Raw genomic sequence first — 23,610 nt, forward strand, 5'->3', positions numbered from 1 at the left:
GTCAGAACGTATAGGTAACTTTGCCAAACGCCGTGCGCCCGAGCGTGTTGTACCCGTAGGCGCTCACGTACTGCCGGTTGAACACGTTCGCAAGCGTGGCCGAAAGCGCGAGATGCGCATTGACTTTGTACGACGCGCGCAGGCTCACCGTCGTCCACGAAGGCAGGTAGATCGTGTTGAGCTGGTCGTCGAACGTCGAGCCGTTGTACAGCAGCGAGACGCCGGTGCTCAGCGCGTGGAGCTGGAACTCGTCCCACGTGTGATCCACGCTCAGGCTCACCGTCTGGCGCGGGCGGCGATTGAGCCAGGTCTGGTCGGTCACGTCCTGCGGATTCAGAATCCCCACGGTGAGGCTCACCGGCGTGTACTTGCCGAGCGTGCCTTTGTATGTGAGGTCGAGCCCTTGAATGTGCGCGCGGCCCACGTTCACAGGCAGGAAGGTCTGCGAGTTGTAGGTGATGAGGTCGTGCACGCGCGTGTCGTACACCGCCGCCGTGAACGTGCCGATCGACGTGGTCGCATCGAGCGCGGCTTCGACCGAGTCGCTGCGCTCGGGCAGCAGGTCGGGGTTCGAATAGCTCGGATAGTAAAGGTCGTTGAACGTGGGCAGGCGGAACGCATTGCCATACGAAACGCGCGCCGTGTAGACCGGCGTGATCGCCCACGAGAGCGCGACATTGCCCGTATTCACTGATTGCCCCTGCACGATCTCGTGCCGCCCCGCCAGGAACAGCGTGAGCGGTCCGAGCGTGGTCGACTGATGCATCGAGACCGCGGAATCGTTGCGCGCGGGCAGGCCGCTCGGCACATCCACAGGCAGGAACGCCAGCTCGCGCGTGTAGTCGTAGGCGAGCTTGGTTTCGCCTTCGAGCGGCATGCCAAAGAGCGTGTGGCCCGTTTCCTGATGCGTGATCGACGTGGAAGTGGAAAAGCGCGTCGAGTCGATCTCATCGGTCGGGATCGTCGGGTCGTTCGAATAGAGGAACTGACGATCTGTTGCGTAGCCCACGGACTGGTCGAACTGCGTGGTCGGCGTGATGTCGAGGTGGAACGCAAGGCCGGTCGTTAGCTGGTTGTCGCGCTGGCGGTCGTTGCCTCCTGCGTTGTCGTACGAGAGATCGGAGCGGTGGTAGAGCGCGAAGGTCGAGATCGACCAGTTGTCGTGCGCGTAGCCAAGGCGCGCGTCCAGGTTCTGCGCATGGTACGGGTTGCGGCCGTCTTCGTGGCCGTAAGCCCAGGGCTGCGTTGCGTCGATGCCCGCCGTGTTGTAGTCGTGCAGGCCCAGCGAATAGGTGAGGCCGCTCAATGCGGAAAGCGGTCCGGTCGAGCCGATCGTGCCCGAGGTGCGCACCTGCGTGTCGAAGGTCTTGTTCGAGCCGCCGCCGAACGACACCGTGGTCTGGTTCGGCTGGTTCGACGCATGGCGCGTGAAGAGCTGCACGACGCCGCCCACGGCGTCCGCGCCGAACGAGGCGGCGGCAGGGCCCGAGATCACCTCGACGCGGTCGAACGAGGCGGTCGCGAGGTCGGCCCATTCAGGCGTGCCGGTGGTGACGGAGCCCACGCGTATGCCGTCGATGAACACGGCCACCTGGTCAGCCGACGATCCGCGGATGCTCACCCCCGTGTACGAGCCCGGGCCGCCGGTCTGCGAGACGGTGACGCCCGGCAGCGTGGCGAGCGCCTGCGCGATACTGGGGTCGGCGGGGGAGACGCGCTCGAGATCCTCGCGCGTGAGCACCTGGGTGCTCGCGTAGCGCTGGTCGAACGATTGCGGCAGATGCTGCGTGTCGCCCACGACGAGGATATTGGGCAACGTGGTGTCGTCGCTGGTTTGCTGCTGCGCCTCGGTGGGCGATGCGTTGGCGGCGTACGCGGTTTGCCACGCACAGGCGAGCGCGGCGGAAGTCAAAACGAATTGGCGAAACTTCATGTTGTGGTGGCTGGAAACAGCTCCTGTATAGGGCTGTCCTTGCAACGGCGACCGCCGCATGGGCGGTGCTTGCGCATCGGGGATCCCCGCCCGCTGCGGCTGCTGGACTCGGCTGATGGCAGGTCTCCTGGCTCGCGGGTCGACATCCGCTGCCGGCCTTCCCGGTTTCCCAGTGGCCCTCTCTGGCATGGACTCGCCGCTTACAGTTGCGGGGGCAGCCGCAGTCTCGCACTGCGTTCCCTTTTGATCCCGTCGCCGGGAACCATCAGCGCGCAAGGGTAATGGCCGCGCATTCGGCGCGTCAACCTTTGACTGGCTGGTGTGGCAAAAACACCCGGTTTGGCCTTCCCTGCAACTTACGTTATCCTTTCGGCTGTTTTTTGCGCGTAGGTGCGCGACTCAGTCCATGCATTCTCCCCATACACAAACAAGAAGACTGATGAACAAGAACATTCTGGCCGTTCTCGGTGGGGCGGCTTTGGCATTCACTGGCACTGGCGCATCGGCGCAGCAGGTCACGTTGTACGGCGAAATGGACGCGAGCGTCGACTATGTCAGCAACGTTGGCGGCCGCACCCAGTATCGCGCGGGATCGGGCCTTATCGATGGCAGTTTCTGGGGCCTGCAAGGCACCGAGGATCTCGGCGGCGGCAATGCCGCGATCTTTCGCCTCGAGCGCGGCTTCTCTGTCACATCCGGTGAGGCGTTCGACGACCATCCGTTCTATGTCGGTTTGCAATCCGAACGGTTTGGCACGATCACGCTCGGCCGTCAGTACGATACGATGCACGACTACTTCGCCCCGTTCACGCTAACAGGCGGCGCGGGCGGGACGGCATTCGCGCATCCGTTCGACAACGACAACGCCAACAATTCATGGCTCGCCTCGAACGCCGTAAAGGTTGCAAGCGCAACATATGGCGGCTTTAGCGCCGGCGCAATGTATGCGTTTTCGAACGCCGCAGGGCGTTTCGCGCAGAACCGTGCCTACGGATTCGGTGCTCATTACGACGGCGGCGGGTTCAGCGCCGGCGTGGCGTGGATGCACATCGACGGGCGCGGCGCCTCTTCCGTGGGCGCATACGATACGTCGGTGCTGCCGGGCGCGGGCCTCGTGCCGACCGAGGTTGCGGTGCAGCGCGAAGACACCATCGGCGCGGGCATGAGCTACGTTCTCGGCGATGTGACGCTCGGCGCGGCCTGGTCACGCTCGATCCATACCGGCGTGAGCGAGGCCGAAGGCGGCGCGCCGTTGCCATCGATCGCGTTCAGCAACTACGAAGCGAATGCGCTTTGGCAGGTGACGCCCGCGTTCTCGCTGGCGGGCATGTATGCCTACACCGGCGCGACCTCAGCGCATTGGCATCAGGGCGCGCTGCAGGCCGATTATCAACTGTCGAAGCGCACGGACATTTATACGGAGGCGATCTATCAGCGCGCTTCATCCGGTGCGTTTGCGATGATCAACACTTGCGACCCATCGGGCGGCCGTAATCAGGTGCTCGTGGCGGCGGGCGTGCGGCATCGTTTCTGAAGTCGCTGCTGATGCGTTACGCCCGTCCCTTGCTGCGCGGCTACCTCACGAAGCCGAGAGCTTCACCGCAACGCCGCTCGAAGAATAGACGGGCGTGGCCTTGAAGCCATCCACGGTGACCGTGGCGAATTTTACCGATGTGCCACTGCCGTCGATCACGTCGATCGTATCGCCCGCTTTCGGCGCGTAGCCGTTCACGAACCTCACGTGCAGCGTGCCGCCCGCCACGGTGATCTGCCCGCCCACGCGCACGCGTCCGCCGCCGTTGCCGTCGATGTCGAGTTCGAGCGTCGTGCCGTCGAGCTGTGTGTACTTGCCCGCCACCGTCAGCGGTGCGCTCGTCGCGACGCTCACGCCGCCGCCGGATCCAACGTACACGTCGCCGTTGCCGAAGGCCGTGGCCGACGCTGCGGCGAGCACGCCGCCGCTCACCTGCGAGCCGCCCGCGTAGCTATTGTTGCCCGCGAGCGTGAGCGTGCCGCTGCCTTGCAGCGTGAGCTTGCCCGAGCCAGCAATGTCGTTGCGCCAGGTGTCCGCGGCGTTGAAGCCGCCCTGGGTCGCGTCCATTGCCACGATCACGTTGCCGTTGAAAGCGCCATAACCATCCGCAGCGCCAAACATGTTCAGGCGGCCCCAGCCTTCGGCATCGTCCATGACCGGATAGCCCGAGACGATTTCGGTCGTCTTCAGCACGACGCGACGCTGATCTGCGCTCAGGTACGGGAAGCGCGTTTCGAGCAGCACCTCGGCGCCCTTGGGCACGACGGGCGGCGCTTCAGTCGATTCGATCTGGCTGAAGCCGAACGTCATGCGGCGCGCGAATTCCGACTTGTTGGTCGCATAGTCGGCAAAGCGGTCGGTTGCGGCCGTGCCCGAATGCGCAAAGGCCGGGAAGGTCGTGGCGCTCGTGCCGGTGGCCTGTTCGAGTGCGCTGTGCGCTTGCGCGTAGGCCGTGCTCTTGAGCGTGGCGTTCGCGGGATCGTAGAGATTCGCGGCCGTGGCGGCCAGCGCGAACATGCGGCCGCCGATCACGTCGAGCGGCGAATGCATGCCCGCGAGAATGCGGTTTTCGCCGAGTTCGAGGCCGCGGCTCGCCATTTCCTGGTAACGCTCGGGCACGAGCCAGGCCATCGTCATCGCGTCGCGCATGGCTTCGGCTTCGTGGCCGCTGATGAAGCCGCCGTCCGTGGAAGGCGTCGTGCTGATAGCCGGCACGAGCGTGGGATCGACCACGACGCTCGTGCTCCAGCGGAACGGCCGCGCGTATTTGTAGAAGCGCTTGGCGGGTTCGGTGGAGGCGTTGTTGCCCATCGTGTTGAGCAGGTCGACTACCTTGCCGAAGGACGCGTTGGTCGTGCTGCCCACGCCAGTGTTGTTGCCCGAGTCGTTGTAGAGCGTCGTGGTGGCGTCCGCGGGAATCGACGTGATGCTCGTGGTTTGCTGCGCGGCCGAGCGCCATGCGGCGGTGAGCGGGCCCATGCCGTCTGTCACGCTGTAGCCCTTGCCGCGGCGGTCGTCGTAGTAAGCCGCGTCGGCTTGCGTCTGGGTGCGCTGGGTCGTTGCGGTCACAACGTACTGGATGTTCGTGTTCAGCACGGTGCTGTTCAGGATCGTACCGTTGGGCGTGCCGTCGGTGGGCACGCCCGTCCACGTCGATTGCACGACTGCGGGGAACGTGCCGGTGGCGGGCGCAGAAACGCCTGCGTCCACGAGCAGCGTAAGGGGCTGCCAGAGATCGAGAAAGCGCGCCACCACGCGCACGCCCGCATTGGTCGCGAGCGTGGCGTAACGCGCGTCGCCACGCTGGTTGGTCGCGATGTTGTCGACGAAAGCGGGCACGTCGGGAATCGGCGCGTTGTCGACGAAGCCGGGATCGGCGGGCGGCGCGGGAACCGCGGCGGTGGTAGCGGGATCGCTATTGCCGCCGCCACAGGCGGCAAGTGCGGCAATACTGGTCAGTACTGCCAGGCGTAGCGGCAGCGAAATTCGGTGGCGTGATGCGGACATGCTGAGGGCTCCGTCGTCGTGGTTGGGGCTGTGTGGTGATTCCTCACTGACGGCGGCGAATTATGCTTACCCTCGATTACTCCCTAATTACTAAATTATTACGCTCATGTTAAATGGTAGTTGAAATGAAACACGGCCGAAATATTCTAGTCATTCATGGGGTTGCTGTCCGCGCCGAATGCGGCCCGAACTTCGTTCACCGTCTGCCCAGGCGCTTGCAGATGCGGAAAATGGCCGAGTTTAGGGAGAATTGAAAGTTTCACCCCGTTACTGAATTGCGAATAGGCGATCACTTACTGCGGTCAAGATTTTTGGCGGTCTGTCGCGGCTTGATGCTCCATCTCACGAATCCCAAAGCCATCCTCGTGTGGGTTTCAATTGTCGCCTTATCGTCGAACGGCAAGGGGCCTGCCCATAGTGCTTTAGTTGTGGGCTGTGCGGCCATCGGATGTCTGGTGTTCGGCAGCTATGCGCTGCTCTTCTCGACGGGGTCCGCGCGCAGGTTTTACGTGCGGACTCGCCGTGCCATGGAAGGGTGCCTCGCCGTGGTATTCGCGTTTGCCGGCATCCGACTCCTGGCGTCACGTCTGTAAAGCGCTATCAACGTGTGTTCGCCCTAGAGCGGCGTGTTGCCGCTCGAGGGCTCGATGTCGATTGTGCGTCACGCTGGGGCCGCGCGCGTCTCAACTCACTTCTACGGTTAATTCGATCTCGACGCAGGCGCCGAGCGGAATCTGCGCCACGCCGAACGCCGAGCGCGCGTGCTTGCCGCTGTCGCCGAACACTTCGGCCAGCAGTTCCGACGCGCCGTTCGTCACGAGGTGTTGTTCCGTGAAGTCGGGCATCGAGTTGACGAGACTCATCACCTTCACGATGCGCGTGACGCGATTCAGATCGCCCACGTGCGCGTTGAGCGTCGCCAGCAGGTCGATCGCCACCGCGCGCGGCCACGCGGCCTTCGTCGGTGCTCATCGATTCGCCGAGCTTGCCCACCCACACCTTGCCATCCCGCTTCGCGAGGTGGCCGGAAAGATAAACCGTGTTGCCGCTCTGCGCGGCCATGACGTATGCGGCAGCCGGCGCGCTAACCGTGGGCAGGCTGATGCCGAGCGCTCGCAGCTTTTCATTGATATCGTGTCGACTCATATGTTGCTCCTGTGAATTCAGGCCGGCATGGCCTCGCGGCTGAAGGCGTCCACTTCCTGCACGAGGCTCTTTGCGGCCAGCTTGACGAGCGCGCCGCCTTTTTCCTGCGAGGCCTGGTTCGGATCGGAGCCCATGCGGCCGTCCTTGTAACGTGCACGGAAATCGAGGGCTTCGCGGATCGGACCCGACGGCGCGATCTGCGGCGAATACTCGGCCGACTTGATCGTCTCGGGCAAGGCCCACTGCGTAATGGCGATCTCGGACGGCGTCGCATGCGCGCCGTGGCCGCTCGGGAACTGCTCGCGTGCAAGCTCGCCCACGCCCGGCAGGTCCCACCAGTTGCAGAGCTTCAGCGCGAAGCCCGCGTGGCGCTTCGCGAAACTCGCTTCGGCATAGACCTCGGAGAACGCCGCCTCGATGGACGCGATGTTGCCGCCGTGGCCATTGAGAAACAGGATCTTCTCGAAGCCGTGCACGGCCAGCGAACGGATCCAGTCGCCGATCGCCGCGATGAACGTGGACGGACGCAGCGAGATGGTGCCGGGAAAGGCGAGATGGTGCTGGGCCATGCCGATATTGAATGTCGGAGCGACGAGAATGTCGGCGGCCTTTTCGGCTTCACGGGCGATGATCTCAGGGCACAGCCAGTCGGTGCCGAGGAGCCCCGTCGGCCCGTGCTGCTCGTTCGAGCCGATCGGCACGACAATCGTGCGGCTGCGCTTCAGGTACTGCTCAATTTCGGTCCACGTCGATAGATACAAAAGCATTGCAGACTCCTTGATTTGTCCGGTGCCACGCGGAAGAGCTTGTTGGCGAATGGTCGCGATGCGCGAAGATGTGCAAACCGGTCAACGCCATCGTGACCGGAGCATGGCTGTATAGCAAGAGCAACAAAGTTCACATATCGTTCTCTCTTGGGCAACGCTCGTTTAGGGAAGCGGGGGGCTGACGCAGCCGGGCGTGACGAAAATGATCCACGCGCTCGACATCGTCTTGGGAGATCGTCTGCACGTGGCTCGATTTTTCGATGAATAGTTAGTTATACGAATCCTCGGGGGATCTTCTGGCGCATTTAAGGCAAGCGCAAGCGAGCAGCAATTGCACAAGCGCAGCTAAGCACCCGATTCGAATTGGCAGGCCCGCTAAACCTGGACGTCGACCGATACATCGAGATAGCCAACCCGCACGGGCGGCACGAACCAGGCGAGGCACAGGCCGGCTAGCGCAGCCACGGCGGCGACGACGAGGCCCATGTGGATCGAATCCACGAGCGCGCTTCGCGCCGAGTTCATCATCGCGTCGCCGGCGTGCCCGGCGCTCACGAGGCGGCTGATCAGCGCGGCCTGGTCGGCGCGGTCCACGAGCAGTTCGGGGCTCGCAAACGACTTGAACCACTGCGTCGCCTGGTATGAGTCCAGCGAGCGATTCACGCCCATCGTGTAGAGGTGCCCGAGCAGCGCACCTGTCATCGCCGTGCCGAGCATGCCGCCGAACGTGCGCAGCGATTGCAGCATGGCCGTGGCCGCGCCGATGTGGTCTCGCGAGACGATCTGCTGCGAGCAGACCGTGAGGCTCGTGCCGACGAGGCCCAGCCCCAGTCCGCTCGCGCCCATGCACGCCATCCACACGAGGTGCGGCTCGTTGCCTCGCAGCACGACCACCGCGAGGCTCGCGAACGCAGAGAGCGCGAAGCCGACGTAGAGGATTGCGTTGGCGCGCCGGATGCGCGTGACCAGGCGGTTGTTCACGAAGCTGCCGACCGTCGTGCCGAGCAGGAGCGGCGTGATCAGCATGCCCGAGGAGCGAGGCGACATCGCATAGCCGCCCTGGAACAGCAGCGGCACGTAGAAAACGAGCGAGAACAATGCGAACCCGCCGAGCACCGACATCGCAAAGAGCGGGCCGAGCTTGCGGTCGAGCAGCATGTCCACGGGGATGATTGGATAGCCCATGCGCTTTTCCCAGAAGAAAAGCGTCAGCGAACAGACCAGCACGATCACGGCGAGCACGATCGTCGAAGTCGTCCAACCTTGCCTTGGCAAAAGCTCGATGGCGAGTTGCAGCGCGCCGAACGTGACGGCGACGACGCATGCGCCGAGCCAGTCGAGGCGCAGCCGCGCGCCTTCGCGGGCATGGTGCAGATGCGGCAGGAAAGCGTACACGAAGAAGAGCGCGACCAGACCCACCGGCACGTTGACGAAAAACACGAGACGCCAGCTTCCATGCTGGGTCAGCATGCCTCCGAGCGTTGGCCCGACCATGTTCGCAATGCCAAACGCCGAGGTGACGAACACCAGCCAACGCAGACGTAGCCGCGGATCGGGGAACAGGTCGGCGACGGTCGCGAACACTGTGCCCATCATGATGCCGCCGCCAATGCCTTGCAGGCCGCGCGCGATCACGAGAAACAGCATGTTGGTCGCCATTCCGCAGAGCACCGAGGCGAGGGTGAAGAGAATGATCGCTGCCAGCATGAATGGCTTGCGGCCGAACAGATCGCCCAGACGCCCGAAGATCGGAATCGTGATGACCGACGCAAGCATGTAGGCCGTCGCAACCCAAGCGTAGAGATCGAAACCCTTGAGTTCCGCGACGATGCGCGGCAGCGCGGTGCCAACAATGGTCTGGTCGAGCGCGATCAGCATCGAGACCGACGCAACGCCAAGCATCGCCAATAGGGACTCGCGAAACGGCAACAACTGTCGTCCCTGGTCGTGAAGCCCAATGTCCGTGGCCATGGAGCGCTCCCCGCCGCTGCGAAGCGGCTAATCTGCAACCTTCACGCGTTGTGCACTGATGGTACGCCCGCATACGCGAACTTGACGGGGCGAACGCGCGATCGGCGAAGTTATTCCATTTGTGCGAGGCCCGCGTCAGGTTCGTGAGTCGGGAAGCGTTTGCCAACGTTTGGCGCCCGCTCAATTCGCAATTCAAATTTGGTCTGCATGGAGTAAATCGGCTAGTCCGTTGTTTGCCTTCACGTCGAACACGATTCGACCTGAATCGATCTGATTCGACCAATACGGAGAGCACGTCATGAACTCAGCAATTCGACTCGTTTTGCGAGCCACGGTGAGCGGTGCGGCCTTGCTGTCTCTGGCCGGTCTATGCGCCGCGCCGTCGAGTGACGCGGCATCGTCTCGCAACAGTGAAGAGGGCTCGTTTCTTTCGGAAAACGACGCGGCCATGACGAAGATGATGGCCGGAATGGCGGCGCGGCCCACGGGCGACGTCGACCGCGATTTCGTCGCAACGATGATTCCACACCACCAGGGCGCGATCGACATGGCGATGGCGGAACTGCGGCACGGCCACAACGAACAGCTACGCAGGATCGCTCAGGAGATCGTGGTCGAACAACAGCAGGAGATCGTCGCCATGCACCTGGCGGTGCATGACTCGAGCGCTGCGCCCACGCCGATGTCCCATTGAACCGCCGACTCATTCGCGTCACGACGCAGGAGACAATGTCATGAAATACAACCTCATTCCTCGCGCGGCCATGGCTGTTGCGGCGCTGGTTGCCTCAACGTTCGCGCAGGCGGGGCAGGTCCCAGGTTCACTATCGGGCGCCGATATTCCAGTCAGCCATCGGGACCGCGTCTATTCGTCTGATCAGTTTTCGAACACCGTTTCGGTCATCGATCCCGCTGCCAATCGGCTGGTCGGCGTCATTCGGCTCGGGGATCCGGCGCCGGCCAACTTCAGCCCGCTTTATCACGGTCAGTTGCTCGTGCACGGAATGGGCTTTTCTCCTGACCACCGCACGCTGGCCATTGTCTCGATCGGCTCGAACTCGGTGACGTTTATCGATACACCAACCAATTCCGTCAAGCACGTGACCTACGTGGGGCGCTCTCCGCACGAGGCATTTTTCACGCCCGACGGCAACGAGGTGTGGGTGACGGTGCGCGGCGAGAATTACGTCGATGTGCTCGACGGCAAGACCTTCGAAGAGAAGACGCGCATTGTCGTGCCGGCCGGGCCTGGCATGCAGATCTTCTCGCCGGATGGTAAGTACGGGTATATCTGCTCGTCCTTCAACCCGGAAACCGATGTCGTTTCGGTCGCCGATCACAAGGTTGTGGCGAAGGTCACGCAGGCGAGCCCATTCTGCCCGAACATTGCGGCGACGCCCGATGGCCGGCAGGTCTGGTTCACGCTCAAGGATGTGGGCAAGACTCAGGTGTTCGACGCCCGCCCGCCGTTTGCGCTGCTGAAAACGATCGATACGGGCCCCATCACCAATCACGTGAACATCGTGCAGAACGCCCACGGCATGTTTGCGTACGTGACGGTGGGCGGCCTGAACCGGATCAAGGTGTTCCGTACCGACGATTTCTCGCAGGTGGCGACCATTGATGTCGGCAGCCTGCCGCATGGCATCTGGCCGTCTGGCGACGGCACACGCGTCTATGTGGGCCTCGAAAACGGCGATGCAATCACGGCAATCGACACGCTGACCAACAAGGTCATCGCCACGGTGCCGGTGGGCCAGGCGCCACAAGCGGTGGCGTATGTGCCCGATGCGGTTCCCGATGGCGACGGCACGGCAAACACGCAACCGCTCGGCACGGCGGGCGAGGCGACGCACGTGGCGCTGATTCCGGTGGGTGGCGCTGCCGCCGGCCAGGGCAATGCGCCTACGTCGGTGGCGTTGTTCGATCAGGGATTGCTGCAGGTGCTGCAGGCTGCGGTGACGGGATTGCAGGCGGGGCAGCCGTATTTTCTCGGTCTATCGGACCACGCGGACGGCAGCGGCCGCATTGACGTGCTCGCGAGCTTCAAGACCAATCCGGCGGGATCTGCGATCGTCAACACGCTAGGCCAGATTCGCCAAGTGGTCACGCCTGGCGCGCCGGGCACACCTGGCGTTACCGACCACCGCCGATACCTCGTGATTGCTCCCAGCGTGGGCGGCGCGCCTGGACCCGCGGTGCAGGTGCAAGCCTTGTGAGTATCGCGGGCGGCCTTCAGGTCATTTCGAATTCCTCAATAACAAGGTGGGCGAAACTGTCTGTTTGCCCACGTAAGGTAGCGCCTGACGCTTGACGCCAGCTTCTGCGGGAAGCTAACTGATGATGATCGACACCCGAAAACGAGGTGAAGAAATGACAGCTTCCCGCAATCTGGCTAACGGCCAACTTGCAGTGCTTCTCGTGGTTCTTCTGGCGCATGCCTCGGCTGGCGCTGCGGGCGATCGCGCGGCGTCCCCAGCCGCGTCCCGCTTCGAGCCGAGCGAGCTTTCGACCGACTGCATCGACCGCGAATATCGCGGGAAGAACGCCAAACTGGGACTCGACTACACCGACTTGATCAACAATTGCGGCGCCTCGGTCGTCATCACGTGGCAGTCGTTCAACAATGGCTCGCCGCAAATGGAAGGCGGAGGGATGGGGCAATCGGAATGCTTACCGCCGGGCGGCTCCATCACTACGGCATCGCGCGAGAGACTCGGCGCGGCGAGCGAGAACCTGCCTGTTAGTGTTGTGACTTGCCAGTGATGGCGGTGGCGCGGGATCGGTCAGAAATGGCTTTCACCTTTCGCGAAGCCACATCTATTCGTTGGTACTTCCTCGATCTTCTTAGTCACGGTTGCGTCGTTGATACGCCATGATCGAGAAAATCGATTGTCAGGTTGCCCTCGGCCGAACTGGACAGCAGAATCTTCGCTGGCGTCGCGCCACCCGCCATGCGCGTCAGCATTTCACGCGAAACCGATGGCAGGACGCGCTGGTTGAGGAACGCGTCTACTTTGCGCGCGCCCGATTCGCGTGAGAGGCAAAGCTCGGCCATGGCCGAAATCAGGGAATCGTCGCAGGCCAGTTCGACGTGATGCAGGCGTTTCAGGCGCTCGGCAAGCTTGTCTAGCTTCAGGCGCACAATCGACGCGAGAGCCGGTACATCGAGCGGCCGGTATGCCAGCGTCTGGAAGCGTGCGAGCAGGGCAGGCTGAAAGTGCACAACAAGCTGCGGATGAATTGCCTCAAGAAGTGCCGCCTGCGCGATATCCGGCGCGTCGGTGGTGGCCTCGTCAATCTGGGCGCTCCCGAGATTGGACGTCATCAGGATCACGCAGTTGCGGAAATCGATCTCGCGCCCTTCGCCGTCACGCATCGTGCCGCGGTCAAACACCTGGTAGAAGATGTCGAGAACATCGCGGTGTGCCTTTTCAACCTCGTCGAGCAGCACGACGCTGTACGGGCGCTGGCGTACCGCTTCGGTCAGCACGCCGCCGCGGCCGTAGCCAACGTAGCCCGGGGGAGAACCCTTGAGCTGCGACACCGTGTGCGACTCCTGGTATTCCGACATGTTGATCGTGGTAAGCGCTGCCTCACCGCCAAAGAGCAGGTCCGCAAGTGCGAGTGCCGTTTCGGTCTTGCCAACACCGGAAGGGCCTGCGAGCAGGAAGACGCCAAGCGGTGCGTGCTCGTTCTTCAGTCCCACCTTGGCCGTGCGCAGACTTTCCGCAAGTGCGGCAAGGGCTTCGTCCTGCGCGACCACACGTTTCGCAAGGCTCGCCTCAAGGGTGAGAAGGCCCTGCAGCTCGTCCTCGACGAGATTGCCAACGGGCACACCGGTCCATTCGGCGACCACGCGTGCGATTGCCTGTGCGTCGACGTCCGCGAAGATCAGTGGCGTTTTGCCCTGTACGCGCACAAGCGTTTCCTGCGCTTGTATAAGGGGACCGGTCTGGCCGCCAGACGCGTCATTACGCTGCTCATGCAGCGCGTGCACGTAACCGAGCTCCTGGTCATAGCGCTGCTGCAACTGCTCAAGCGTAGCCTGCGCCTCGACGCGGGCCGCGCGAAGTTCTGCCTGACGCGTCTGCATCTCTCCAATGCCCGCACGGGCGTCTTCTTCCACGGCCGTGAGTTCGAGTTCCAGTGCCGCAACGGCTGCGCGTGCACGTTGCAGTTCGGCCGGTGGCGATTCCAGGCCCATGCGCACGCGCGCGGCTGCCGTGTCAAGCAGGTCGACGGCCTTGTCCGGCAGCTGGCGGGCCGGAATGTAGCGGCGCGAGAGCTTGACAGCAGCAACCAGCGCTTCGTCGCGAATGTGGACGCCGTGATATTTCGCGTAGCGTTCCTTGAGGCCGCGCAGCATCAGGCAGGCTGCCTCGTCATCTGGCTCCACCACCTTGATCATCTGGAAGCGCCGCTCGAGTGCGGCGTCGCGCTCGAAATATTCCTTGTATTCCGACCACGTGGTGGCCGCGATCGTGCGCAGCTCGCCTCGCGCAAGCGCAGGCTTGAGCAGGTTGGCCGCGTCTGCGCCGCCGGGTGCGTTGCCCGCGCCGATCAGGGTGTGGGCCTCGTCAATGAAAAGCAGGATTGGCACGCTCGAAGCCTGCACTTCGTCGATCACATTCTTCAGGCGCTGCTCAAATTCGCCCTTTACGCCGGCGCCGGCTTGCAACAGACCCAGATCGAGCGTCAGGATGCGCACATCGCGGATCACGTTGGGAACCGTGCCTTCGGCGACACGAAGCGCCAAGCCCTCGACAAGCGCTGTTTTCCCGACGCCCGGCTCGCCCACGAGGATGGGGTTGTTCTTGCGGCGCCGCGCGAGCACGTCGACCATTTGCTGGATCTCGCGGTCGCGGCCGAACACCGGGTCGATCTTGCCTTCACGCGCTTTGGCCGTGATGTCGATCGCGAAGCGCGCTAGTGCATCGCCTTCCACACTCCGTTTGACTGCCTGCGCCGTCGCTGCGGCTTTACCTTCCGGCGAGTCGTCAACAGTACTGGTTGCGGCACGGGTATTGTTCTGGTCAGCGGGAGCGGCCGGCTCTTCCGGCTGGTTTTCGCAGGTCCGCAACCCAAGGCGAGGCAGCAGGCGGTCGATTTGCGCGCTGCTCACCGACAGCAACTGCCAGGCATTGCGCGCGCGAAGGACGTGCGGCGCCTCAACGATCGCCTGCAGTACGTTGCCAGACCGGATGGTCGTCTCGTCTGGTTCATTTAACGTCACCGCATGAGCCCACGCGTCCTGGAGAACCGCAGCCAGCTGTGGCGAAAGGCTGGGGCGCCCGCGCAGGTTACGTGGTGTGTGCGCGATGGCCCTGAGGAGCGCATCCCATATGGCCTCGATGTTCAGATCGTAATGCCGGATGATGGCTGAGATATCGCCGTCCCCGGCTTCGATCAGCTTGAGCAACCAGTGCTCGACCGTAATTTCGTCCGCAAGTCGTCCCTGGCATAGACTGGCTGCGGCTTCGAGCGCATTCGCACAATGGGGATTGAGCCGTTGCAGAAGCTGGCTCGCGTCGCGGGAGAGGAGATTTCGGTCGAGGGACACGGTCATGTTCGGGCTGTTCGCGAAGTCAGGAAAGGGGTGTCCGCAGATGGCGGCGCCCATGCAGCAAGAAAACCAGCCCGCGTGCGCGGACTGGCAAAAGGGGCCGCTATGCGGTAGCGGCCCTCAGACCACCGTGACGGATCAGGAACGCTCGTTCCACGTATCCGAGTGAATGATGTTGCCGTCCTTGTACGACCACGTGATCTTCTCGTAGCGCAGTTCGATTTCTTCGAGGTGGTTGTGCTTCTCGAATTCGGGAACCTTGATGTCGAGCATCTTCGGGCGGACCGCGACGACCTTGACGTTTTCGAGCTTCGTGTTGAAGTACTCTTTTTCCTTGCCGGCGTCGTCGATCTTGTACCACTTGATCTCGGCCGACTTCAGGGTCTGGCCGCTCGTCACCGCCTTGTACAGATACGGCGTCGACGCGTCGGTTTCCTTGATCAGCGTGATCGGTGCGTGCACACGCGTGCCGGTGAGCTTGCCAGTGTTGCCGTCGGTCGGGATATGCAGGCCGTGGTCGAATTGCGTGACCTCGATGCTTCCCTCGCGGCCCTGAACGGTCACCGAACCCTTGATGCCCGCACCACCATCGTCCTTGAGCCACATATATGACGGAATTGCCATGTCTTCACTCCATTGCATTGATTACCGCGACATTCGCCCGGCAGCACTACCCGGGCTAACTAATCCCGAAGCCTGGGCTCCGGGGACCTAAAACGTGTTATCTGGGCGTGGCGGTCTGCGCAGTCATTTCCTTTGGTGCGTCAGGGACCAGTGTGATCTCCACGCGGCGGTTCCTCGCCCGCCCGGCTTCGGTGCTGTTATCGGCGAGCGGACGCGTCTCACCGTAACCCTGAATGGCGAACTGTGTGGCGGGGATACCGGAGACCTCGACGAGCCAGTCGCGTACGGCTTCGGCACGTGCGGTCGAGAGTTTCAGGTTGCTGTCCGCGTCGCCCACGCTGTCGGTGTAGCCAGCCACGAGGATCCGTTTGCCCGGGTGCGCCTTGATCATTTCGAGCGCGCCGACCATGACCCGTGTCGAGCCGTCCTTGAGCTGCGCCCGGCCACTGTCAAAGAGCGACATGCTGTCGAGCGTCACGATCTGGGGCGGTGGAGACGGCGGCTGATACGAGGCGATCGCGGCGTTGAGCGGGGGAATCAGCCGGGCGCCGCGATTCAGGCCAAACGAGAGGGGCAGTGGCGTGCCGATACGGGCATACCGCTCGAGTTCATCGCGGTCGGACACGAGGGCGTGCAATGCATCACGTCTTGCAGCGTCGTGTTCGGGCGGAATCATCGAATACCGGCCAAGGTCACTGCCAATGCGCGTGAGCAGCGTCTGGTTGTGCCGGGTCGAGAAGAAGAACGCGACTGCGGCCGCACAGGCGAGCAGCGCCAGCGCGTGGGCGAGCGCGACGATCCGCGGTGATATCCAGTGGCGCTGCGGCATGGCCCGGATCAACGGCTGGGGAAGCGGCCAGGGCATGGGCGAACCTGCACCGGGTGGACGGGCAACCTGGGTCTGTCTGTGCACATCGGTTTCCCACGGGCGACCCGGCGCGCTTGCCGGCCCGCAATCAATCCAGCCGACGCCGTAAAGTGCCCATGGTGTCGCCGGTTGTCGCTGGTCGGCGAGCGCGTGAATCACGACACGCTGTGTCCAGCCAATCATCGAGGCAAGGGCCGCCGCACGGGCGGCCGGAACACGGGTGTCCGCCGCAGACCGCGCCTCGTTTTCGGCCGCGCGCACGACGTCGCCGAAATGCCGCGCGTCGATCGGGCGCGAGGCCGACGAGACGCCATACCACTGCGGCGCGAGAAGGTCCGTGTGCGGCGTTGCAACCTGCGCCTGGACAAGCGCCTTGATCGAGCCAAAGACCCCTTCGGTAGTGAGGCGCTGGTAGATCGCCACATACCCCGGAAGGGCACGTGACCCAAGCATGCGCGCGGCGTCAGCCGTTGCCTGACGTACCACACGCAATGCCTGGGTGAGAACGTCCTCATCCGTATAGCGCGCGGGCGATACGCAAAGCACGACACCGTCCGGTGCGCGACCATCACGCCACTGCCTGACGGCAACGGCCATGCGCGGGAGATCCTGCGGGCGATCCACACGCAGCCAGATGGCGCCATCACCGACGTGGGCGAATCGCTGCCCATCGTGCCGGTCGAACAGCGCGGGCAGGTCGTCTCCCGTGATCAGCACGAGCGGCATGCGCGTGCGCAGCCTGAGCGGAATGTCAGCGGTCGCTGTTCCGAGCGCAGCGAGCACGTGGGCGCCATTCGTGCGCGCACCGTCGATAAGTCGTGTACGCCAGAACGAGAGAAGTGCGCCTGAGAACGTAATCATGACGGTCAGCACCCAAGCCGGACCGGTACCCGGTTTGGCCACGAGCCAGATCACGGCGAACGCCAGGGCAGTCGCGAAGACGATCATCAGGCGCAGCGGATACCCCAGTCCGTCATGACCTGCCGCCGACGCCGACGTTGTGTGGTTCCCGAGTATGGGCAGATCGGATCTCATTGCTGGGCGACCTTCGCTGGCGCGATTTGCGCGAGCTGTGTATTGATCTCGCTGCTACCCACAACCCACACAGTCACTGCCACCAGGCAGGCGAGCGCAACCGTAATCCCCGGTAGCAGCCGGTGTGCGCCGCTCGAGAGCAGCGTGCCAGATGACTCGGAGTGAAAGGGCACTTCGGTATAGGGGCGCATCGATTCCAGCCGTGCATTGAGCGCGGCGATCAGCGTGGCCCGCTTCGCTTCTCCCTCCACTGCGTAGCGACCGACGAACCCCATCCCGAGAATCGCCGCGTAGCACTCAAGCAGATCGACGTCAGGCGATGACTCATGCAGGTGGGTTTCAACACGATCGATGACACGTCGGCCCGCATCATGGATGGAGAACCTTTCAACCTGCATCGGATGAAGTTCCCAGTCCGAGCGGGCTTCGGATGACAGATGACGTAGCGCCGTTTCGTCCAGCAGCCCGCACTGTGCTACGAGCGCTTCACGCTGAACGTCCTCGGGTATGTCGTGTCGCGCAAGCGCCTCCGAAAACTGGTCGACAAGCTGCCGGCAGCGTTCGCGGAATGTCGTCGCGTTCTGCACGCTTCCTCCGCTCGCAAGTGTTGTCACGAGCAGCGCAGTGTCGTGCAGCAAATCGCGCACACCGACATCTGCCGGACGGAGAGCGTCAGGTGCTGGAGGCGAGGAAGGCCGCCCGTTGCGGCCCAGAGTCAGTGTCATCATCCGTGCTGTTGTCTGATGCAGCACCCGCACTGCAAGTCGCGTGTTTCATCTGGTGTGCCAACAAATCAGCGTAGTCGTTGAGGCAGTGAGCGCGACAGGAAGGCTACGTGAAAATCAGGCTTCTTGATGAAGGCAGTGAGATCTGCAATATGTGGTCTAGTTTATTGTTTCCTGTTTAGCGGAAGATTCTATATGTCTCTTTTCATCCGAGCATAGCGAAATTTTAGGTATCCTGGTTAATTGATTCGTGAAGGATTGTCAGACTTCCGGTTATTTAAATAGAGATAGCCATTGGGCATCGCATGCCCCCACGTACCCTGACATCACGAGCAGTTAATTCCTAAAGTCGTGATTGCGCCAAGATTAATCTGCGCGTTTCGTAGGAAAAAGATGGTGCGGCACGCAAGAGAGGTGTGAGGTTGGAGGCGATGTCGCATCGGGAAAAAATTTAAAACCCGATCCAGCGCAATATTGATGGAAGTTATTCCCGAGTCATCGCTAACGGGCTTTGACGGTGCGCCGGTAAACCTGTTTAATGTACAGGCCAATAGAGGTCGCATGAATGATAGCCACGGCATGGGGAGCATTCTGAATGAACATTCTGGGTACGTATACGGGAGAATCCCTGTCGTTGCGGTTGATTCCTGCGGAGTTTGTAGACATTATTCCTTAGGATTGCCGATGGACAGTTTTCAAAGAGAAATTCCGAAAAGCCGTGTTTCGATCACGCTGGACCTGCATACGGGCGGGGCGCAGAAGAAGGTCGAACTGCCGCTCAAGCTGCTAGTCGCGGGTGACTTCAGCGCAGGTCGTGAGCAGGCGCCGCTGGCTGAACGCAAGAAGGTCAACATCGACAAGAACAACTTCGATTCGGTGCTCGCCGACTACGCGCCGGACCTGAAGTTCGCCGCGCAGAACACGCTGGCTGCTGACGGTTCCGAGCTGCCGGTCAACCTTTCGTTCCGTTCGATGAAGGACTTCGAACCGGAGCATGTCGCCGGTCAGATTCCCGAACTTCAGGCGATGCTGGCGATGCGTAATCTGTTGCGCGACCTCAAATCGAACCTGCTCGATAACGCGACGTTCCGTCGTGAGTTCGAGAAAATCGTTAAGGACAAGTCCCTGTCCGAGAAGCTGCGAGGCGAGCTGGCACAACTCGCGACGGCGGCCACGCAACCCGAAGGGCATGCCTGAGCGCCAACGGGCCAAACTGGCCTTCACCGCTTTTCGCAATCAGGTTGCACTCCAACCGCAGACAGGAACGATAATGAAACAGAACGATTCCCGCAAGGGCACAACCGAGACCGTTGTGCTTGACGCACCCGACAGCGTGTACGCCTCGCTGTGCAGCAGGATCAACCTCAAACCCGTTGCCGAAGCGCGCCCGATCGAGGCGTTCCGCGACAGCGACGCACTCTCGGAAGCCTCTGCTGACGAGCGTATCGCGCGCGGCATGGGCGCGTTTCTCGAACTCATCGCCAAGTCGAGCCAGCCGGTCGAGCGCCTCGACAAGTCCCTGCTCGATTTCCACATCGGCCAGCTCGATCGCCAGATCAGCCGTCAGCTCGACTCGGTGATGCACGCGCCCGAGTTCCAGGCGCTCGAGGGACGCTGGCGCGGGCTCAAGATGCTTGTCTCGCGCACCGACTTCCGTCGTAACGCGCGCATCGAGGTGCTGGACGTCTCCAAGGAAGCGCTGCAAAGCGATTTCGACGATGCGCCGGAACTCATCCAGAGTGGCCTGTATCGCCTCACCTACACCGAGGAATACGACACGCCGGGCGGCCAGCCCTTCAGCTCGATGATCAGCGACTTCGAGTTCGAGAATTCGCCGTTGGACATCGCGCTGCTGCGCAATATCTCGAAGGTGGCGGCGGCCGCCCACATGCCGTTCATCGGTTCGGTGGGGGCGGCATTCTTTGGCAAGAAGTCGATGGAGGAAGTGGCCGCGATCCAGGATATCGGCAACTACTTCGACCGTGCCGAATACATCAAGTGGAAGAGCTTCCGCGATACGGACGACGCGCGCTATGTCGGCCTGACGATGCCGCGCGTGCTCGGTCGTCTGCCGTATGGCAAGGACACGGTTCCGGTGCGGGCCTTCAACTACGAAGAAGCCGTGACGGGCCCGGACCACGACAAGTACCTGTGGGTCAACGCCTCATTTGCGTTCGCGGCCAACATGAGCCGCAGCTTCGTGAACAACGGCTGGTGTGTCCAGATCCGCGGTCCACAGGCCGGCGGCAAGGTCGAAAACCTCCCGGTTCACCTGTATGACCTCGGCACCGGCACCCAGGCGAAGATTCCGACGGAAGTGCTGATTCCCGAGACGCGCGAATTCGAGTTCGCGAATCTCGGCTTCATCCCGCTCTCGTTCTACAAGAACCACGACTTCGCCTGCTTCTTCTCGGCGAGCTCGACGCAGAAGCCGGCGCTCTACGAGACGAAGGAAGCCAGCGCGAACAGCCGCATCAATGCGCGGCTGCCGTACATCTTCCTGCTTTCGCGCATCGCCCATTACCTGAAGCTCATCCAGCGCGAAAACATCGGCATGACGAAGGATCGCCGTCTGCTCGAACTTGAGCTGAACAACTGGATCAAGGGTCTTGTGACCGAGATGAAGGATCCGGGTGACGAGCTCCAGGCATCGCACCCGCTTCGCGAGGCCAAGGTGACCGTCGAGGATATCGAGGACAACCCGGGCTTCTTCCGCATCAAGCTCTACATCATCCCGCACTTCCAGGTCGAAGGCATGGATATCGGGCTCTCGCTCGTGTCACAGATGCCGAAGGCCAAAAGCTGATCGGCTGCTGTTGACGTGAACCGCGCCGGGGCCCACAACGCCCCGGCGCTATTTTTTCCTGCTTACGGGAGTGCCCCACGTGAAGATGCCCGGCCTGCTCAAGGCGCTGTTTCCGTCGCATGACGCCGAACAGCTCACACGCACACGCCTTGACACCTGGAGCGCCTGGCTGCAACTGCTTCCTGGCGAAAACGGTGCTGGGCGCGATCCCGGCTACGAAGATGCCTTCTTCACGCTCAAGGACGAGGCAAGCAAGCTGTCCGGGATCGACGACGCGTTGATCGCGCGCTCGTGCGAGCAGTTGATCAAGGAAACCGGCAAGGACCTGCGGGTGGCTGGCTACTACGCCGGCGCGCGTTTGAGACAGGATGGGCCGGCTGGATTTGCTGATGGACTGGAACTGGCCGCTGCGCTCGTCGAGCGGTTCGGCGAGGCGGTGCTGCCTGCGCGCGCCGAAGCGAAGAAGGGCGCACTTGAGATGCTCGCCACCGCGCGCATGGTGGAACTGCTCGCAAGCCGCGGCGAGCCGATGGCGCGTGACCTTGAACGCTCGCTTGCTGCGCTCGACGTGCTCGTGACGCACACGGCGACCTGGCCAGAAGCCGCCCGCCCGGCACTGCGACCGCTTGTCTCCCGCTTTGAGCGCAGGGATGAGTCTGAGACGGCTGTCACCGAAGCGCCGCAATTCCCGTCGTCGCCTGTGAGCGGGAGCGCGCCAGGCACCATTGCCTCAACGCGTGACCTGCTGGAACAGGCGCGCGCGATGGCCAACTGGCTTCGTGATAACGAAGGGGGCTATCTGCCGTCGGTGCGCCTGGTGCGCTGCATCCGCTGGGATACCCTTCATGAGGTGCCGCCGTCCGACGCCGCGTCACATACGCGGCTTCTCGCACCGCGCGCGGAGTTGCGCTCACAGATGAAGCGCCTTGTTCTGCAAAAGCAGTGGAACGAACTGATCGAACGGGTCGAGGGCGCCTTCATGGAAGGCGTCAATCACCTGTGGTTCGATCTGCAGTACTTCCAGCAAACCGCACTCGATCACCTGGGCGCGCCCTACAACAGCTGGCGCGAGCAGTTGCGCGCGGACCTTGCGCTGTTCCTCGAACGGCTGCCAGGGATCGAGCGTCTATCGTTCAACGATGGTACGCCATTCGCGGACGATACGACGCTTGAGTGGATTGCCCGCCATGCCGTCGTGCGCGATCTCGAGGCTGGTGAGGTGGTTGCGCCGTTACCGGTGTCGGCCGATACCGGCGAGGGTGGCGTCGGCGACTGGCCGGAGATCGAGGCACAGGCACGGGATCTTGTCGCACGCGAAGGTATCGAAGCGGCCTTCGCGTGGCTCGAAGGACTGCCGGGCATGAAAACGGAGCGGCATCGCTTTCTTCAGCGGTTCGTGATGGCGCGACTTGCACAGAACGCCGAGCGCTCTGATACGGCCATGGCATTGCTGCTCGAACTGGATGGGGCGGCGAAATCGCTACCGCTCGTGCGCTGGGATCCGGCGCTTGTGTTCGAGCTCAAGCTCCAGCTGGTCAGGGCACTGATGGCGGCGAGCAGTCGCAAGGATGCGGACAAGCCGGGTCTCACGCGCCAGATCGCAGCACTGCAAGGTGAGATGACGGTGCTGGACCCGGCCCGCATGCTCTCACTGGCCCTATGAGGTCATCGATGCCAACGGGCTGGCTGCGGTGAGTCAACGCACGGGGGGAAGGTTTATGACAAACAGTTCTGCGTGGTCGCCACGCATCGCTGCGGCGACACGTAACCGGGTGCAGCGCGCGATCGCCAGATTGCCCGGCCGCGCCGGCGTGAGCGCGGCCGACTATCCCGGAATGATGCTGGCCGGCATGAAGGATGTTGCAGCTGCATGGGGTGGGGTTTGCTTGTCCCGGACGTACATGGGGCACCAGGGGCCGCTGGATTTCCGGTGTGCTGCGAGTCACCGTTTCCCGTTGCTTGCGAAGGCGGTGCGCCTGGGGCACTGGTGCATCGAATGTGCCTACGATCGCGCCATCGTCCACTCGCTGGAGGAGGCGCGCGCGATTGCCATTGAGCGCGGAGGCGTTTGCCTGTCGGCGCGTTATGTCAACAATCGCGAGAAAATGCAATGGCGCTGCGAGGCCGGGCATACATGGGTGGCATCTCTGGACGCTGTGCTTTGTGGCGACTGGTGCCGCACGTGCCATATCGAGCGCATCAAGCCGAAGCAGGAAGAAATTGAGCAGACTGCAATCGCGCGCGCAGGTCGATGCCTGTCGGCCTATGTCGACAAGGAAACGCCCCTGCAATTGCAATGCGGGAAAGGAAACACATGGTCCGCGCCGCGGTCTCGCGTGAGCAAGGGGCAGCGGTGCCATCTGTGTGCCGTCAAGGCGCGCACACGCACGATCGAGCAGATGCAGGATCGCGCGCGTTCGCGCGGGGGCGAGTGTCTTTCGACGGTCTATCCAGGCACCCACGGCAAGATCGAATGGTTATGCGCTAAAGGCCATGCGTGGTATGCCACCGTCAACAGCGTGTGGCGCGGCAGCTGGTGCCCTGAGTGTGCGCATGAGGATCGCCGCATTGCGCGAACCCAGGGCAGGCGTGGCAAGAAGATACCGATCCTCGTTTGACTGGCACCAC

At 62.7% G+C, this 23,610-nt stretch carries 16 protein-coding genes, 2 pseudogenes and 1 riboswitch; of the genes and pseudogenes, 9 read left to right on the forward strand and 9 right to left on the reverse strand.

All coding sequences use genetic code 11. The annotated features are described in order from the left end of the window. Nucleotide 1: 1 nt before the first annotated feature. On the reverse strand, nucleotides 2–1,933 hold the full coding sequence (locus VSR72_RS00720; RefSeq protein WP_342950495.1) for a TonB-dependent receptor: 1,932 nt from the start codon (nucleotides 1,931–1,933) through the stop codon (nucleotides 2–4). A 99-nt stretch (nucleotides 1,934–2,032) separates the two neighbouring features. Continuing rightward, nucleotides 2,033–2,215, reverse strand: a riboswitch (cobalamin riboswitch). Between the two features lie 157 nt (nucleotides 2,216–2,372). Between VSR72_RS00720 and VSR72_RS00725 the strand changes: the two genes are divergently transcribed. Next, nucleotides 2,373–3,467 (forward strand): porin, encoded by a 1,095-nt coding sequence (locus VSR72_RS00725; protein ID WP_342950496.1) that lies wholly within the window; start codon nucleotides 2,373–2,375, stop codon nucleotides 3,465–3,467. Between the two features lie 45 nt (nucleotides 3,468–3,512). Here the strand turns inward: VSR72_RS00725 and VSR72_RS00730 are convergent, their stop codons facing one another. Continuing rightward, nucleotides 3,513–5,474, reverse strand: a complete 1,962-nt coding sequence (locus tag VSR72_RS00730) for a phosphatase PAP2 family protein (RefSeq protein WP_342950497.1) — start codon at nucleotides 5,472–5,474, stop codon at nucleotides 3,513–3,515. Between the two features lie 323 nt (nucleotides 5,475–5,797). Here VSR72_RS00730 and VSR72_RS00735 point away from each other — a divergent pair. Continuing rightward, a pseudogene (locus VSR72_RS00735) lies at nucleotides 5,798–6,067 on the forward strand (LysE family transporter); the annotation flags it as partial. A 90-nt stretch (nucleotides 6,068–6,157) separates the two neighbouring features. Here VSR72_RS00735 and VSR72_RS00740 read toward each other — a convergent pair. The 3 genes and pseudogenes from VSR72_RS00740 to VSR72_RS00750 form a co-directional block, all read right to left on the reverse strand. After that, nucleotides 6,158–6,620, reverse strand: a pseudogene (locus VSR72_RS00740) (RidA family protein). Nucleotides 6,621–6,637: 17 nt separating this feature from the next. Then, nucleotides 6,638–7,387, reverse strand: a complete 750-nt coding sequence (locus tag VSR72_RS00745) for a creatininase family protein (protein ID WP_342950498.1) — start codon at nucleotides 7,385–7,387, stop codon at nucleotides 6,638–6,640. Nucleotides 7,388–7,762: 375 nt separating this feature from the next. Beyond that, nucleotides 7,763–9,358: an MFS transporter gene (locus VSR72_RS00750; protein WP_342950499.1), complete on the reverse strand. Its 1,596-nt coding sequence runs from the start codon at nucleotides 9,356–9,358 to the stop codon at nucleotides 7,763–7,765. 298 nt (nucleotides 9,359–9,656) lie between these two features. Between VSR72_RS00750 and VSR72_RS00755 the strand changes: the two genes are divergently transcribed. From VSR72_RS00755 to VSR72_RS00765, 3 genes are all read left to right on the forward strand, one after another. Continuing rightward, nucleotides 9,657–10,052 carry a DUF305 domain-containing protein gene (locus VSR72_RS00755; RefSeq protein WP_342950500.1) on the forward strand — a complete coding sequence of 132 codons (396 nt, stop codon included), beginning with the start codon at nucleotides 9,657–9,659 and terminating at the stop codon, nucleotides 10,050–10,052. A 40-nt stretch (nucleotides 10,053–10,092) separates the two neighbouring features. Next, complete coding sequence (locus VSR72_RS00760) at nucleotides 10,093–11,577, forward strand: hypothetical protein (protein ID WP_342950501.1); 1,485 nt, start codon at nucleotides 10,093–10,095, stop codon at nucleotides 11,575–11,577. A 121-nt stretch (nucleotides 11,578–11,698) separates the two neighbouring features. After that, nucleotides 11,699–12,124 (forward strand): hypothetical protein, encoded by a 426-nt coding sequence (locus VSR72_RS00765; protein WP_342950502.1) that lies wholly within the window; start codon nucleotides 11,699–11,701, stop codon nucleotides 12,122–12,124. A gap of 85 nt (nucleotides 12,125–12,209) precedes the next feature. Here the strand turns inward: VSR72_RS00765 and tssH are convergent, their stop codons facing one another. The 4 genes from tssH to VSR72_RS00785 all read right to left on the reverse strand — a co-directional run bounded on the left by tssH (nucleotide 12,210) and on the right by VSR72_RS00785 (nucleotide 18,098). Continuing rightward, complete coding sequence (gene tssH, locus VSR72_RS00770) at nucleotides 12,210–14,927, reverse strand: type VI secretion system ATPase TssH (RefSeq protein ID WP_342950503.1); 2,718 nt, start codon at nucleotides 14,925–14,927, stop codon at nucleotides 12,210–12,212. A gap of 135 nt (nucleotides 14,928–15,062) precedes the next feature. Next, entirely contained in the window at nucleotides 15,063–15,548 is a 486-nt protein-coding gene (locus VSR72_RS00775) for an Hcp family type VI secretion system effector (RefSeq protein WP_342950504.1), read from the reverse strand. Nucleotides 15,549–15,645: 97 nt separating this feature from the next. Further along, nucleotides 15,646–17,364, reverse strand: coding sequence for an OmpA family protein (locus VSR72_RS00780; protein ID WP_342950505.1), 1,719 nt, complete (start codon nucleotides 17,362–17,364; stop codon nucleotides 15,646–15,648). An 83-nt stretch (nucleotides 17,365–17,447) separates the two neighbouring features. Continuing rightward, nucleotides 17,448–18,098 (reverse strand): DotU family type IV/VI secretion system protein, encoded by a 651-nt coding sequence (locus tag VSR72_RS00785; protein ID WP_342950506.1) that lies wholly within the window; start codon nucleotides 18,096–18,098, stop codon nucleotides 17,448–17,450. A gap of 762 nt (nucleotides 18,099–18,860) precedes the next feature. Here VSR72_RS00785 and tssB point away from each other — a divergent pair. From tssB to VSR72_RS00805, 4 genes are all read left to right on the forward strand, one after another. After that, nucleotides 18,861–19,373: a type VI secretion system contractile sheath small subunit gene (tssB, locus tag VSR72_RS00790; protein WP_342950979.1), complete on the forward strand. Its 513-nt coding sequence runs from the start codon at nucleotides 18,861–18,863 to the stop codon at nucleotides 19,371–19,373. 73 nt (nucleotides 19,374–19,446) lie between these two features. Further along, nucleotides 19,447–20,982: a type VI secretion system contractile sheath large subunit gene (tssC, locus tag VSR72_RS00795; protein WP_342950507.1), complete on the forward strand. Its 1,536-nt coding sequence runs from the start codon at nucleotides 19,447–19,449 to the stop codon at nucleotides 20,980–20,982. 85 nt (nucleotides 20,983–21,067) lie between these two features. Continuing rightward, complete coding sequence (gene tssA, locus VSR72_RS00800) at nucleotides 21,068–22,645, forward strand: type VI secretion system protein TssA (RefSeq protein ID WP_342950980.1); 1,578 nt, start codon at nucleotides 21,068–21,070, stop codon at nucleotides 22,643–22,645. Between the two features lie 55 nt (nucleotides 22,646–22,700). Continuing rightward, nucleotides 22,701–23,600: a zinc-ribbon domain-containing protein gene (locus VSR72_RS00805; RefSeq protein WP_342950508.1), complete on the forward strand. Its 900-nt coding sequence runs from the start codon at nucleotides 22,701–22,703 to the stop codon at nucleotides 23,598–23,600. The last annotated feature ends 10 nt before the right edge of the window (nucleotides 23,601–23,610 follow it).

The sequence above is a fragment of the Paraburkholderia sp. JHI869 genome (assembly GCF_038900775.1).
Lineage (GTDB): Bacteria > Pseudomonadota > Gammaproteobacteria > Burkholderiales > Burkholderiaceae > Paraburkholderia.